Origin of the sequence: Streptomyces atratus, assembly GCF_040655115.1 — a bacterium.
Classification (GTDB): domain Bacteria; phylum Actinomycetota; class Actinomycetes; order Streptomycetales; family Streptomycetaceae; genus Streptomyces; species Streptomyces atratus_D.
Genome location: NZ_JBFAJH010000003.1, coordinates 127,562 through 142,404 on the forward strand (window position 1 = coordinate 127,562; position 14,843 = coordinate 142,404).

The 14,843-nt window shown below is 71.3% G+C and carries 12 protein-coding genes; 4 read left to right on the forward strand and 8 right to left on the reverse strand.

The window, feature by feature from the left end:
- Entirely contained in the window at positions 1-552 is a 552-nt protein-coding gene (locus AB0I23_RS05715; RefSeq protein WP_359107141.1) for a MauE/DoxX family redox-associated membrane protein, read from the reverse strand.
- Positions 553-739: 187 nt separating this feature from the next.
- On the opposite strand from AB0I23_RS05715, the gene AB0I23_RS05720 reads away from it, so the two are divergent.
- From AB0I23_RS05720 to AB0I23_RS05730, 3 genes are all read left to right on the forward strand, one after another.
- Positions 740-916: a hypothetical protein gene (locus tag AB0I23_RS05720; protein ID WP_359107143.1), complete on the forward strand. Its 177-nt coding sequence runs from the start codon at positions 740-742 to the stop codon at positions 914-916.
- 75 nt (positions 917-991) lie between these two features.
- Positions 992-3,808: an ABC transporter permease gene (locus AB0I23_RS05725; protein WP_359107145.1), complete on the forward strand. Its 2,817-nt coding sequence runs from the start codon at positions 992-994 to the stop codon at positions 3,806-3,808.
- A 6-nt stretch (positions 3,809-3,814) separates the two neighbouring features.
- Complete coding sequence (locus AB0I23_RS05730; protein ID WP_359107147.1) at positions 3,815-4,543, forward strand: ABC transporter ATP-binding protein; 729 nt, start codon at positions 3,815-3,817, stop codon at positions 4,541-4,543.
- Between the two features lie 112 nt (positions 4,544-4,655).
- Here AB0I23_RS05730 and AB0I23_RS05735 read toward each other — a convergent pair whose 3' ends face one another.
- The 7 genes from AB0I23_RS05735 to AB0I23_RS05765 all read right to left on the reverse strand — a co-directional run bounded on the left by AB0I23_RS05735 (position 4,656) and on the right by AB0I23_RS05765 (position 13,093).
- Positions 4,656-5,687, reverse strand: a complete 1,032-nt coding sequence (locus AB0I23_RS05735; protein WP_359107148.1) for a LacI family DNA-binding transcriptional regulator — start codon at positions 5,685-5,687, stop codon at positions 4,656-4,658.
- Between the two features lie 238 nt (positions 5,688-5,925).
- On the reverse strand, positions 5,926-7,386 hold the full coding sequence (locus AB0I23_RS05740) for a GH1 family beta-glucosidase (protein ID WP_359107150.1): 1,461 nt from the start codon (positions 7,384-7,386) through the stop codon (positions 5,926-5,928).
- 122 nt (positions 7,387-7,508) lie between these two features.
- Complete coding sequence (locus AB0I23_RS05745) at positions 7,509-8,426, reverse strand: carbohydrate ABC transporter permease (RefSeq protein WP_359107152.1); 918 nt, start codon at positions 8,424-8,426, stop codon at positions 7,509-7,511.
- A 15-nt stretch (positions 8,427-8,441) separates the two neighbouring features.
- A complete protein-coding gene (locus AB0I23_RS05750; protein ID WP_359107154.1) occupies positions 8,442-9,440 on the reverse strand; it encodes a carbohydrate ABC transporter permease in 999 nt (332 codons plus the stop codon).
- Positions 9,441-9,732: 292 nt separating this feature from the next.
- Entirely contained in the window at positions 9,733-11,061 is a 1,329-nt protein-coding gene (locus AB0I23_RS05755; protein WP_359107156.1) for an ABC transporter substrate-binding protein, read from the reverse strand.
- Between the two features lie 563 nt (positions 11,062-11,624).
- Positions 11,625-12,515, reverse strand: coding sequence for a spermidine synthase (locus AB0I23_RS05760; protein WP_359107158.1), 891 nt, complete (start codon positions 12,513-12,515; stop codon positions 11,625-11,627).
- Between the two features lie 80 nt (positions 12,516-12,595).
- On the reverse strand, positions 12,596-13,093 hold the full coding sequence (locus AB0I23_RS05765; RefSeq protein WP_436846884.1) for a hypothetical protein: 498 nt from the start codon (positions 13,091-13,093) through the stop codon (positions 12,596-12,598).
- Positions 13,094-13,335: 242 nt separating this feature from the next.
- Between AB0I23_RS05765 and AB0I23_RS05770 the strand changes: the two genes are divergently transcribed.
- A complete protein-coding gene (locus AB0I23_RS05770) occupies positions 13,336-14,715 on the forward strand; it encodes a tetratricopeptide repeat protein (protein WP_359107162.1) in 1,380 nt (459 codons plus the stop codon).
- The last annotated feature ends 128 nt before the right edge of the window (positions 14,716-14,843 follow it).

Consider the following 14,843-nt stretch of genomic DNA (forward strand, 5'->3'; position numbering starts at 1 on the left):
TCAGCTCCTTGGGGTGTGTGTGACGCCGCGGGGCGTTGCGGGCCCGGCCGCCTCGGCGATGTCGTCGAGGGTCACGGCGACGAGTGCGCCGAGTGCGCCGAACCCGGCCGCGATCAGTCCTCCGCCCACGGTGGCCGGCCCGTCGGCGCCCTGCCCGGGCAGTGCGGACACGGCCGCGCCGAACAGGACGGCCGTGCGGACGAGATGCCGGGTGCCGAGCGTCGCGGGATTCCGGCCGAAGCAGGTGCACCGTGCGACCGTGCCACGTGCCCGCATCAGGATCATGGCCGCCAGGAAGGCGGCGAGAAGGAGCGCGGCGAGCGCGGCTCCGGCGCGGCGGGTCACCGGCACGGCGATCAGGACCGGGACGGCCGCCTCGGCGACGGACACGGCCCGCGCGACGGCGGGCCGGAGACCGGCGGGCACCAGGGGCCAGTTGCCGAGCTCGGCAACGAAACCGGCGTACACGGCGCGGGAGCGGAGCTTGCCGGCTGCTGCCGTCAGGAAGACGAGAGCCGTCAGCACCTGGCAGGCGAGGACGAAGTACGCCACGGCTCCCCCTCACAGGCCGGAACATGGCCTCGTGGGCCCGCCGTCCGGCGGTTCCGGACGGCGGGCGCAGCCTAGGAGGCGGGCATACACGCCACCTACAGGCGGGCCTGGATATCCCGTGTATGCAGGGGAGTTAGCGTGCCGCACCATCCGATCGCACCGGCGGTCGGACGGAGAGGAGAGCGTCATGCGTACGTTCCGGAAGATGGCGGACAGGCTGGCGGACCGGCTGGCTCCAGAGATCACGGGTGAGGCCGTGTGGTGGTACAAGTACCGCTGCTACAACGGCAGGGTGCAGCGGAACCAGTGCTGGGACAGCTCGTTCTGCAACGGCTGGGAGAACACCGGCGAAGCCTGCACCTGATCACCGTTCGAACCGCCGGTGTGCGGGCCCGGAGGGCCGTGCCCGCACACCGGCTTTCCGTCAGGGGGACACCAGGTGCTGGGCATCGCGTTCACTCAGGTGCGACACAGGGCCGCGCGGAGCCTGGCACTCGTCGCGGGGGTGCTGGCCGCGACGACCGGCTTCACGCTCCTGACCTCCACCGCCGAGACCTCGCAGCTGCGCACGACCGGGACCGTGAACGACAACTTCCGCGGCGCGTACGACATCCTGGTCCGCCCGGCGGGAGCCCGCGACGCACGGGAGAGCGGCCAGGGCCTGGTGCGGCCCAACTTCCTGTCCGGGCAGTTCGGCGGGATCACCCGGGACCAGCAGGACCGGATCGCGCGCATGCCGGGCGTGGGCGTCGCCGCGCCGGTCGCCATGGTGGGGTACGTCCTCGACAACAGCGGGGTCGCCGTCGACATCACGGATCAGGTGGACCGTCGCCGTACCCAACAACTGATCACGGTGAAGCCGACGTGGCACACCGACCGCGGACTCAGCACGCTCAAGGACGACCTGCCCAACTACGTCTATGTAACGAGGAACAGAGTCGTCTGGCCCGACTTCCACCTCGATCCGGCGAAGGAGAAGTCGGACCCGTCGTGGCAGGCCCCACCCCCCTCCTACGCCAACGGTTTCGACACGGCGGAGGCGCTGGCCGTCTGCGACGACCCGGAGAGTTCCCTGCCGCCCCTGGAGGTACTGCCGGACGGGCGCTCCGTGCCGGTCTGCGCCACGGACAGTTCCATCTCCCGGTCCGCGAGCGGCCGCGGCGGGCTGGAGGTGGCCCACCTGGCGGACGACGGGTCGTTCGGCCTGTGGTCGGGTACGGCGCACCGGCTGACTGCGCGGGTCTCCTGGCCGGTCTCGCTGCTGCTCGCGGCGGTCGACCCGGCCCAGGAGGCGAAGCTGGTAGGTCTCGACAAGGCGGTCGTGTCCGGCCGCTATCTGCGGCAGGAGGAGACCGGGGTGAGCCGACCCAAAAGCGGCGGGCGGAGCAGCCGTTCGGTGCCCCTGCTGATCTCCTCCGACCCCCAGGTCGACGAGCAGCTCTCGGTGACCGTCTCCCGCTCGCCCGCCGGCCCGGTCGGCCTCGCCGGGCAGGCCCACCGTGCCCTCGACACGGTGATCGCCGGGAAGAGGGGCGGGCAGGTCGCCGACAGCTCCTACTCGGTCGGCACGGTCTACAGGACGAGCCGCAAGGGCGCCGACCTGTACCGGATCATCCAGTCCGGGGCGCCTTCCTACCGGGCCGCCGCGGACGGCAGCCTCACCCCTCGTACGGTGCGGACCGACATCGGCAGGCTCTGGGCCAACAGCAACCACACCGGGTGGCCCACGCCCTGGCTGGCCCGGGACAGCAAACAGCGGCCGCTCCACCGTGTGCCCGAGTACCAGGCTCCCGACTTCCGGGCGGGCACCTGGCTGGGGGACGGTCTGGCTGTGGGGACGTACGACCCGAAGCGGCTGACCGAGTTCTCCCGCCTGTCCGAGGTCCCTCTGGAGACGTACCAGCCCGTCGAGGCGACGGGGGCCGACGCCGCCTCGCGCGAACTGCTGGGCGACCGGCCGCTGATGCCGAACTCCAACCCCGGGGGTTACCTCGCCACCCCGCCCCAGCTCCTCACCACGCTCGCCGCACTCGTCCGCGTCCTCGATCCCGCCTCGGAACAGGCTGTGGCGCCCATCTCCGCGATCCGGGTCCGCGTCGACGGCATCACCGGGACCGACGCCCGCTCCAGGGAACGCGTACGCCTCGTCGCCGAGAGGATCGGCAAGGAGACCGGGCTGGGCGTCGACCTCACCATGGGGTCCTCCCCCGCTCCCCGTACCGTCCACCTGCCGGCGGGCGACTACGGACGCCCGGCACTGGCCCTGTCCGAGGGCTGGTCGAGCAAGGGGGTCGCCGTGCGGATCGTCGAGGCGGCCGACCGCAAGAGTCTTCTGCTGTTCGGCCTCGTCCTCGGCGTCTGCGCCCTGTTCCTCGTCAACTCCGCGTCCGCCGCCGTCCGTGACCGCAGACGCGAACTCGCCGTACTGAGCTGCCTGGGCTGGCCCCGCACCCGGGTCACCGCACTCGTCCTCAGCGAGACAGCCCTGCTCGGCACCGCCGCAGGAGCTCTCGGCTCGCTTCTGTCCCTGCTGCTCGCCGGCCCGTTCGGCCTCGGTGTCTCTCCCCTGCGGGCAGCCGCGGCTGTCCCCATCGCCCTCGTCCTGTCCCTCCTCGCCACGGCCCTGCCCGCGCTCAGGGCTTCGTCGGGCCACCCGGCCGCGAGCCTGCGCCCCGCGGTCCGCGCGGCCCGACGCCCTCGCCGGCACCACACCGTCACCGGCCTGGCCTGCGCCAACCTCGCCCGGGTCCCGGGCAGAACGCTCCTGGGCGCGGCCGCCCTCGCCGTCGGCGTCGCGGCCGTCACCACGATCGCCGCCATCCTCTGGTCGTTCGAGGACGACGTCGTCGGCACCGTCATGGGCGACGCCATCGCGCTCCGGGCCCGCGGCGTCGACATCGCCGCCTCCACCGGCACCGCCCTGCTCGGCGCCTTCGCCGCCGCCGACGTCATCTACCTCGGCATCCGCGAACGGGCCGCCGAGTTCGCTGTACTGCAGGCCACCGGCTGGTCGGACGGCGAACTCACCCGGCTCGTCCTCACGGAAGGCACCCTCCTCGGAGTGCTCGGCGCCACCACCGGTGCCGCCACCGGCATCGGCCTCATCATCTGGCTCACCGGCGCCGTCACCCCTACGCTCGTCACCACCGCGCTGCTCGCCGCCCTGACCGGCGTCGCCCTCGCCACCACGGCCTCGCTCGTCCCCGCCGTGATGCTCACCCGGAGCCCCACCAGCGCGCTCCTCCAGGAGGATTAGGAAGCCATGTCACACACCGGAACGGACCGGGCGACCGGGCGGGCGGACACCGGCGGTGCGGCCGTCGAGGTCACCGGGCTCACCAAGGTCTTCGGCAAGGGCGCGGCCGTCATCACCGCGGCCGACGGCATCGATCTCACGGTCCCCGCGGGGCAGATCGTCGCGCTCACCGGCCGTTCGGGGTCCGGCAAGTCCACCCTGCTGCATCTGCTCGGCGCCATCGAACGCGCCGACTCCGGATCGGTGCGGGTCGGCGACACCGAGGTGACGGCCCTGCGCACCCGCAGGCTCGCCGCCTACCGCCGCACGGTCGGATTCGTCTTCCAGCGCTTCCATCTGCTGCCGGCCCTGACCGTCATCGACAACGTCCTGGCACCCGTCCTGCCCCGCCGTGCCGGCTTCGACCACCACGCGCGCGCCCGCGAACTGCTGGAGGCCGTGGGTCTGGCGGACCGCGAGAAGGCCCACCCCGCACAGCTCTCCGGCGGCCAGCAGCAACGCGTCGCCCTGGCCCGTGCCCTCATCGCCGCGCCCCGGCTCCTGCTCGCCGACGAGCCCACCGGAGCCCTGGACTCGGCCACCGGGACCGCCGTCATGGACCTGATCGTGCGGCTCGGGCGCGCCCACGGAACCACGGTCCTGATCGCCACGCACGAAGACCATGTGGCCGACGCCTGTGACCGGGTGATCGGGCTGCGGGACGGGCGGACGGTCGCCGATTCGGCCGGTGGCTGATCAGGCAGGTGTCGCCCGCGACCGGTTCGCCGACGGGCAGGTGCGGGCCGGGTGCGCCCGGCGGCCGCCCACCGGGTCAGCGGGCGAGCCCCGCGACCCGCACCCGTCGTCCTCACGAGGAGTCGCGGACGACCAGCTCGGTGGGAAGCACGATCTGCGGGCGTTCCAGGTCCTCGCCCGCGATCTCCTGGAGCAGCACCCGCGTCATCTCCCGGCCCATCTCCTCGATCGGCTGACGCACGCTGGTGAGCGCGGGGTCCATGTGGCGGGCCACGGCCGAGTCGTCGAAGCCGACGAGCGCCACGTCGTCCGGGATGCGCCGGCCCTCCTCACGGAGCACCTGACGGGCACCCGCGGCCATCACGTCGGAGGCGGCGAAGACCGCGTCGACATCGGGCCGGCGGGCCAGCAGGCCGCGCATGGCGCGGGCGCCGCCCTCCTCGGTGAAGTCGGCGGGGGCGATCAGCCGCTCGTCCGGCTCGAGACCGGCGGAGGCGACCGCCTTGCGGTAGCCGTCGAGGCGCCGCTGCGCACCGTACACATCGAGGTGTCCGGTGATCGTGGCGATGGACCGGCGGCCCCGGGAGATCAGATGGTCGACGGCGCTGCGGGCGCCCTCGAAGTTGTCCGAGTCGACCGCGGCGAGCGGTTCGGAGGCCGATCTGCGACCGCTCATCACGGCCGGCATCCCGAGCTGCTCCAGCAGGTCGGGCAGGGGGTCGTCGGCGTGCACGGAGACCAGCAGCACACCGTCGACGCGGTGCGCGGTCAGATACTGGGCCAGCCGCCGACGCTCGCGGTCGCTGCCCGCCAGGGTGAGCAGCAGCTGCATGTCGGTGTCGGCGAGGGCCGCGCCGACCCCCCGCACGATGTCGGAGAAGTACGGCTCGGCGAAGAAGCGGCTCTCCGACTCGGGCACGACGAGGGCGATGGCGTCCATGCGGTTCCCGGCCAGGGCGCGGGCCGCGCGATTGGGCACGTAACCCAGCTCGGCGACCGCCGCCTCCACCGCCTCACGCGTGTGTGCGCTGACCTGTGGTGAACCGTTGATGACCCGCGAGGCGGTACCGCGCCCCACCCCCGCTCGTGCCGCGACTTCTTCGAGCGTGGGCCGCCTACCGCTCCGTACTCGCGCTACCGTCATGGCCGCCTCCCGTTCGCGGTCAATTTCTCACAGTCGGATATCCAAACCAAGTCCCGATGTGGGATCCCTTGACACTCCACCGGGTCGACCGCCCGTACCGCAACTTTCTTTTGGGAGCGCTCCCACTCTACGCGCGTGGTCAAGGGCCGTGCAGCGTCCGGGGGGCGGGAGGGCTCAACTGGCGGGCGGAAAACGGCTGGGACCCGGCACAGGGCCGGATCCCAGGGGTCTGCGGGAGTCAGGAGGCGTCGGTCGGGGGAAGCGCGTGGCGGCGGATCACATCCGCGTACCAGTGGGCGCTCGCCTTGGGGATGCGGCGCTGGGACGCGTAGTCCACGTACACCGCACCGAAGCGCTTGGAGTACCCGTACCCCCACTCGAAGTTGTCCATCAGTGACCACAGGAAGTAGCCGCGGACGTCCGCGCCGTCGGCGACGGCACGCCGCACGGCGCCGAGATGGCCGCGCAGATACTCGATCCGCTCGGGGTCCTCGACCCGGCCCTCGGGCGAGACGTAGTCGTCGAAGGCCGCGCCGTTCTCGGTGACCATCAGCGGCAGCCCGGGGTGGTCACGGGTGACGTCCATCAGCAGGTGGTACAGGCCGTCGGGGTCGATCGCCCAGTTCATCGCGGTTCGCTCCTTGCCCTCGGCGAGATGGAAGGCGACATGCTCGGAGCCGGGCCACGGGGAGTGGTCGCTGACGCCGTGGCCGTCGTTGCGCGAGTCGCCGGCGCCCTCGGCGGGCGTGGAAACCAGCGTCGGCGTGTAGTAGTTGACACCCAGGACGTCGACCGGACGGGAGATCGCGGCCAGGTCACCGTCGTGGACCAACTGCGACCAGTCGACGATGTGCGAGGTGTCGGCGATCAGGTCCTCGGGGTACTCACCGCGCAGCATCGGTCCGGTGAACACCCGGTTGCCCACAGCGTCGATCCGGCGGGCGGCGTCCGCGTCGGCCGCGCTGTCGGTCAGCGGGCGGACCTGGTGGAGATTGAGGGTGACCGAGGTCTGCGCGCTAGCCGGGAGTCGACCGCGCAGAACCTCGATCGCCCGGCCATGGGCGAGGTTGAGGTGGTGGGCCGCCCGCAGTGCGGACGCGGCCTCGGTGCGGCCGGGAGCGTGCACACCGGAGCCGTATCCGAGGAAGGCCGAACACCACGGCTCGTTGAACGTGGTCCACATGCCGACGCGGTCGCCGAGGGCGCCGGCCAGGATGGCTGTGTAGTCGGCGAACCGATCGGTGGTGACGCGCTGCGGCCAGCCGCCCGCATCCTCCAACTCCTGGGGAAGGTCCCAGTGGTAGAGCGTGGCGACGGGCGTGATGCCGGCTTCGAGCAGCTCGTCGACAAGCTTGCGGTAGAAGTCCAGGCCGCGCTCGACGGCGGGGCCCCGGCCGGTGGGCTGCACCCGGGACCAGGAGACGGAGAAACGGTAGGCCTTCAGCCCCAGTTGCTTCATCAGCTGCACGTCGTCGCGGTAGCGGTGGTAATGGTCTGCGGCGATGTCGCCGGTGTCACCGTTGCGGACCTTGCCCGGTGTGCGACTGAAGGTGTCCCAGATGGAAGGGGTGCGGCCGCCCTCGGCGGCGGCCCCCTCGACCTGGTAGGCGGCGGTGGCCGCCCCCCAGACGAATCCGGTCGGGAAGTCCGTTGCCTCGGGTGCCCGCTGCGGGGCGATGTCGGGTCGTACGGCAGTCATGCGGGAGCGCTCCCAAGAGTGGACGAACGGAGTCGGGGAAGGGGTGGAACTCCGGTGTCCGTACGGCCCGCGGTCGGGTGCAGGCCGTACGGAGCGCCCGGGAAAGAGCGGATGACGGCACGTCAGCCCTTGACGGCGCCGGACATGATTCCCCCGACGATCTGCTTGCCGAAGATCACGAACACCACGAGCAGCGGCAGCGTGCTGATCAGCGCGCCGGCCATCACGATGCTCTGGTCGGGGGTGTACGAGGCGCTCAGCTGGCCGAGGGCCACCTGGAGTGTGGGGTTCTGCTGGTTCAGTGCGAGGTAGGGCCAGAAGAAGTCGTTCCACGCCTGCACGAAGGTGAGCATCCCGAGCACCATCATCGCGGGACGGGCCACCGGGAGCACGACGCTCAGCACGATACGGAAGTTGTTCGCGCCGTCGATCTTGGCGGCCTCGATGAGCTCGTACGGCAGCGCCTCGGTCAGGTACTGGCGCATGAAGAACACGCCGAACGCGCTCACCAGGGTCGGGAAGATCACCGACTCCAGATTTCCGCCCCAGCCGATGTCGGACATCATCATGAACAGCGGGACGACGCTGAGCTGCGGCGGGATCGTCAGAGTGGCGACGACCGCGGTCATCAGTACGTTGCGGCCCCGGAACCGCATCTTTGAGAAGGCGTATCCGGCCAGTGTGCAGAAGAAGAGCGTCGCTGCCGTGATGCATCCGGAGACGACGACGCTGTTGACGATCGCCTTGCCCAGATGGGCCTGGTTCCAGGCCGCGTCCAGGTTGTGCATGAGCCGGCCGCCCGGCAGGAAGGGCGGTGTGGAGGCCAGCACCTCGTCCTGCGTGTGGGAGGCGGCCACCAGGGTCCAGTAGAGCGGCAGGAGCGAGCCGATGCCGACGACGGCCAGGGCGATATAGGCGAACGGGCCGCCCTGCAATTGCTTGCCTGCGCCCGGCTTGAACCGGCTCGGGCGCCGCGGCGCCCGGTGGGCCGTGCGCGGGACGCCGATCGCCGGGGCTTTGGTGGGGCTGGTCATGGTCATGGATATCGCTCCCGGTCAGACCGCGGATGTGCGTACGAAGCGGCCGATGAGCCAGTTGACCGCGGCGATGATCAGCAGGAGGGCGAGCATCGCCCAGGCCACTGCTGCGGCAGGACCGAGATGCCCGAGGTTCCAGCCGTAGTTGTAGAGGTAGACGCTGAGCGTCTCGTACTGATTCTCGTTGCCGCCCTGCGCGCCGAGGATGCCGCCCTCCAGCAGCAGGGGCTCACCGAACAGCTGCATGGAGCCGATGGTCGAGATGACGATCGTGAAGAGGATCGTGGGCCGCAGCGAGGGGACGGTCACCTTGCGGAACTGCTGCCAGCGCGAGGCGCCGTCGAGCGAGGCGGCCTCGTACAGATCGCTCGGCACGGCCTGCATGGCGGCGAGGTAGATCAGCGTGTTGTAGCCGGTCCAGCGCCAGATCACGATGACGGAGATCGCGATCTTGGACGTCCAGTGCCCGTTGGCCCAGTTGGTGTGGCCGAGGCCGACGAACTCCAGCGCCCAGTTCAGCAGACCGCCGTCGGCCCGGAAGACCAGGGCGAAGACCAGGGCCGCGGAGGCCACGGAAGTGGCGTACGGGGTGAGGACGACCGTTCGCCAGAAGGTGCTGGCACGCAGCTTGTAGTTCAGCAGGTGGGCCAGGCCCAGCGCGACCAGCAGCTGCGGGACCGTGGACATGACGCCGATGAGGAAGGTGTTGGTGACGGCGGTCCAGAACTCGCTGTCGTGCAGGATCTTGTCGAAGTTGTCCCAGCCGACCCACTCCATCTGGTCCATGCCGGTCATCTCGACCCGGTGCAGGGCGATCCAGCCGGTGTAGAGCAGTGGATAGAGCCCGAAGGCGCCGAAGACGAGGAAGAACGGGGCTATGTAGGCGTACGGCGACGCCTTGTCGTCGAACCGCCACAGCCGACGCCGCCACGCCTGCCGGCGGGGGTCGGCCTGCGGCTGCTGGGGGCCGCTGGGTGGCGGGGCATATGCGTCCCGGGTGGGAGTCGAGGTGGCCACGGGCGGGAGTCCTTCCCTTGGTTACTTGGGGTACCCGGGTACTGGGGCGCCCCGGCAGGGGCTGTTGCTCACGGTCGTGGATGTCCACGGGGTGGCCGGAGGTGCCCCGGTACCGGGCCGGACGGGACGGGTCCACGGCGCGCCCGGGAGGTCCCCCGTGGTGCATCCGGGCACGCCGTGGAGAGGCCGATGAGCACCCGGCACCCCGGACAGCCCCTGGGCGCGGGGGCGGGCCGGGTGCTCGGGAGCGCGCAGGTGCGGGCGGCCCGGTGGCCGCCCGCTGCCGCGACGGTCAGCCGATCGCCTTGTCGATCGCGCCGGTCGCGGCCTTCCACGCGTCGTCCGGGCTGGTGCCGCGCTGCTCCATGTTGTTGATCTGGGTGGAGATGCTGTCCTTGATCACGCCGTCCTTCGGGCCCAGAACGGTCTCCGGGATCGACTTGGCCTCTCCGGCGTAGATCTGGCCGATCGGGGCGTCGTTGAAGTACGGCAGCGTCGCGCTCTTCACGTCCGGCAGCTCGTACGCACCCTTGTTGGACGGGAAGCTGCCGATCGCCTTGAAGACGGCGGCCTGCTGCTCGGGGGCGGTCAGCCACTTGACGAGCTTCGTGGCCTCGTCGACGTGCTTGCCCGACTTGGGCACGGCGAGGAACGATCCACCCCAGTTGGCGGCGGTCGCACCGGGCGCGGTGGTGATGTTCCACTTGCCCTTGTTGCCGTCACCGGCGTTGACCGAGATCTGACCGGCCATCCACGCGGGGCAGGCCACGGTGGCCATCGTGCCCTTGCGCAGGGCGGCCCTCCACGGGTCGCTGAACTGGGCGAGGCCCTGGGTCAGCTTCTTCGTCGCCGCCTCCGCCGCAAGGTCCCAGCCCATCTTGACGCTGGGGCTCTCCTTGTAGATCGGCTTGCCGCTCTCGTCGTAGTACTGCTTCGCGTCGGAGCTCACCACGGCGTTGAACATCGCGCTCGCGGAGTCCATGAAGTACGTGTCCTTGGGCGCGTTCTTCTTGTACTCCTCACCGAGCTTGAGGTAGTCCTCCCAGCCGCCGGCGACCCTCTTGGCGACCTCCTCGCGGTCGGTCGGCAGACCGGCCTGCTTGAAGAGGTCGGTGTTGTAGCAGAGGGACATCGGACCGATGTCGGTGCCCGCGCCGATCACCGCGCCGTCTGCCGTGGTGGCCTGCTTCTCCTTCCAGGACACCCAGTCGTCGACGTCGATCACCTTGCTGAGGTCGACGAAGGAGGACGCCTTGGTGTCGACGAGCTCCTTGATCCGGCCGACCTCGATGCCCTGGACGTCCGCCAGACCGCTGCCCGAGTTCAGCTGCTGGAGCAGCTTGGGGTAGTAGACCTTCTCATCGGAGGTGGCGTCCTCCTTGACCGTGATGTTCGGGTTCAGCTCGTGGTACTTGGCGAAGAGACCGGCTTCCTTGTAGCCGAACTGCCCGAAGTCGGCAACGGTCAGCGTGATCTTCCCATTCGCGCCGGAGCCTGTGTTTTCCGATGAATCCGAGTCGCTGCTGCAGCCGGTCAGCAACAGGGCCGTGGCCGTCAGGCCCGTGGTGGCCAGAACCGCGGCTCTGCGGCTTCGACCGGCGACGGTGCGGGTGATACGCATTCCACTACTCCTTGTTCCAGGGTGGGACTGGCGTTCTGACTGCGCGGCATACGCGCTGATGAGTGCGGTGCCGGATGGTGCAAGGGGGGAGAACACTGGCAGTGCCGTTCGCGCGAGAAGGCCTCAGGCGATGTGGGAGCGCTCCCATGCGTCGATGTCGGAAGGTTCCTGCCTTGGAGGGGCGAGTGTCAAGAGTTGAAGACGCTTCCGTTGCCCGAGTGTGTCCTGCAAGTCACGAGACCGTGTCCGGCCGAAGGCTTGCCAAAGCAGGTGAGCGCAATCTCCGGGCCAGCACGCTCTTGAATTCCAGCAGGTCAAAGGCTTGTTGCCAAACGATCACAGAATCGGGCGGCGGAAGCCCCCGTCGGCGCCCGACAGGCGCCCCGGCGCCGGGAATCGGCTCCCGTCCCACCCCGTTCGCACGGGAGCGCCCGCCGGAAGGTGAACGGGGCGCGGCGCCCGAGGGCGGCTCCGGGGCACCTGCGCGTTCTTTCTCCGAAGCCGACACCCCGAACACCACCCGCGGCACGCGCGAGGGGCGGATGCCGCGGGCTCAGACCTCGTCACCGGAACGCGGCGGAGGGCGGCACCGGTGACGGACGGGCGTCGGCATCGCGCACCGCAGCCGCGCCGCCGGTGAAGTCGGCGAGTTCCCGGCCGTGTTCGACGCGTCCTGGGTGCGGGTCGGTGGCGACCCTGCGGGTCAGTTCGGCGACCTTGAGCGGCAGTCCGGAGGCGAGCAGCACGGCGTTGCCGAAGCGGCGGCCGCGCAGGACCGCCGGGTCGGCGGCGAGGGCCAGTTCGGGGAAGACGGCGGCAGCAGTGGCGATCTGACCGCGGAGATGGGCCAGTGGCGGGCCGTCGGTGAGGTTGGCCACGTACTGCCCGGTGGGCTTCAGGACCCTGCGTACGTCGGTGAGGAACTCGGTGCTGTTGAGGTGGGCGGGGGTGCGGGATCCGCTGAAAGCGTCGGCGATGACGAGGTCCGCCCAGTCGTCGGGGATCTTCCCGAGTCCGGCGCGGGCGTCGGTGGACCGGACCCGGATCCGGGCCTGCGGGTCCAGGGGCAGCTCCCGGCGGACCAGTTGGACGAGCGCCGCGTCCAGCTCGACGATCTGCTGGGTGGAGCGGGGGCGGGTTGCGGCGATGTAGCGGGCGAGGGTGAAGGCGCCGCCGCCCAGGTGCACGACGTGCAGGGGCTGCCCCGCGGGGGCGGCAAGATCCGCGATGTGGCCGATCCGGCGCTGGTAGGAGAACGACAGGTGCGAGGGGTCGTCGAGGTCGACATGGGACTGCGGGGCGCCGTCGAGGTTCAGCGTCCAGGCACGCGGCCGCTCCCGGTCGGGTATCAGCTCGGCGAGACCGCCGTCGACCGCCTCGGCGAGGGTTTCCGGCCTGCGGTCGGAACGCCCCCGCGCGTTCTCGCCACCGCCGGATGCTCCTCGACGTGCCACTGCTGTCTCCCCTGCTCATCGCTCCGGACCGGTGCCGGACCGCCACCGGCGCGGGGAACACGCCCCCGGCCATTATGAGCTCAGCGGCAGTTGTCAGCCGCCTCGATCAGCCGGGCCGCCTGGTCGAGGGCGGCCCGCAGCGCGGCCGGGTCGGTGACCGGGGCGTCGGCGGCCGGCGGCAGCAGCCAGCCGCTGCCCGAGACCGGCGGCTCGGCGGGGATGCGCAGTCCGCGGCCGCTCGTCTGCGTACAGGCACTGCCCGGTACGTCCCAGGCCTCGGCGGTGCCCGGCGGCACCAGGAAGCCGAGGGTGTCGCAGGTGCCGTCGTGCAGGACGGGCCCGACGGCCTCCTGATCGGCGCCGCGGCGCAGGATGTCGACGGCCTCGAGGCCCTGGCGGGCGGGGACGGTCACCAGCTCGCAGGGCCCGGGGGCGGTGGGCGGCAGGGGCTCCGCCACGGCGGGCTCGGAGGCCGGGGGCCGGGGTGTGGCGGGTTCGGGCTCCGCAGCCCCGGAAGCGGTCGTCGTCGTGGTCGTCGTCTCAGTCGTGCGCGAGCCGGTCTCCGTGCCGAGATGCAACAAGGGACCTCTCCTCTCATCGCCGGGCGGAGCCAGACTCCGTCTCCACATGAACCAACGCGTCGACTACGTCAAGGGCTACGGTGCCACGCCGCCGCAAAGGATGGCAGTTCATGGCGGATCGCGGGCGAGATATCCGTTTTGTAGGCAAACCCTGCGTGTGCGGTCCGTCACAGCAGGTACCTTCTTGCTCCGCCGGGACACCGGAAACAGGCCCGGCTTGCACCAGAGAGGGCCCAGCCATGGTGTCGACAGGGGCAGTTCCCAACCTCGCCTTCCGGCGGCTGCGCGGACCGCGCTCCGCCGGGGAGTTCGCTGCCGCGGTGCGCAGATCCGCCCGCGAGATCGGCGAGCAGGTCGCGTGCGACGCCCGGTACATCGGACGCGTGGAGTCCGGCGAGATCCGCTGCCCCAACTACGCATACGAACGGGTTTTCCTGCACATGTTCCCCGGGGCGACCCTGGCGGACCTGGGCTTCTCGTCGCGCGAGACCGTGCGCGGCCGAGGAGCGCGCGCCACCGCCGAGATCCCCGACACCCCACTGCCCCCCACGCTCCAGAGCGACACCGACGAGGAGAGCGACGTGCTGCGTCGCGTATTCATGACCAGCGGCACCACCGCGATGGCGGCCGCAACCCTGGGCTTCGGCCTCGGCACCACCGGCGTCGCCGCCGCTGCCGTACCCGCACAGCGCCCCACACAGCGACGGGTCGGCGAGGCCGAGGTGACCGCCGTCGAGAAGGCGGTTCGGCAGATCAGGCTGCTGGACGACCGGCACGGCGGCGACGGCCTCTACCGGCGGGCCGCGCAGCCGCTGAGGGCGGCGTATGCGCTGCTGGACGAGGGGACGATCACCCGCCGCTCCACGTCCGACCGGCTGTGTGCCGGGGCGGGCGAGCTGGCCATCTCGGTGGGGTGGCTGGCCCATGACTCGGGGCGTTTCGAGGACGCCCGCTCGCACTACGCGGAGGCGCTGGCGACGGCACGGCTGGCCGGTGACGCGGCGCTGGAGGCGCATGCGTTCTGCAACGCGTCGTTCCTGGCCAGGGACACGGGGCGGCCGCGGGAGTCGGTACGGGCGGCGGAGGCCGGGCAGCGGGCGGCGACGCCGCTGGGCTCACCGCGACTGCTGGCGCTGCTCGCGCTGCGGGAGGCGGGGGGCCGGGCGGGGCTCGGTGATCGCAGCGGCTGCGAGCGGGCGCTGGGGCGGGCGCACGAGGCCTTCGGGCGGGGGACGCGCGATGCCGACCCGGAGTGGATGACGTTCTTCCGGGAAGCGGAGCTGGAGATGCTGGAGGCGCAGTGCTGGTCGGCGCTGGGTGACTGGCCGCGGGCGGCGCGTCATGCGCGACGGGCCACACAGCTGCAGGACCCGCACTTCACCCGGAACCTGGCGCTGTACCGGGCCGAGCTGACGACGGACCTGGCACATGCCGGGGCCGCGGCGGAGGCGGCCGCGACGGGGCACCAGGTGCTGGACCTGCTCGACCGGGTGCAGTCGTCCCGGATCCGGGCGATGTTGGCGGGGGCGGTGCGGGTGTTGCGGGCACAGCGCGGGTCACCGGAGGTGGCGGGGCTTCTGGAGCGGTGCGCAGACATGGGCGTGTGGACGAGGGTGTAGGAGCACCCGGCGAGGCCGGGGCACCCCGTACCGGTCCGACGGCTGGGTCCTCGTACACCGGGCAGGCCGGAATTCCCCGGCGCCGCCCTCCGCGAAGCGCCCACCGCGCCTCCGGGCAACGGCGGGAC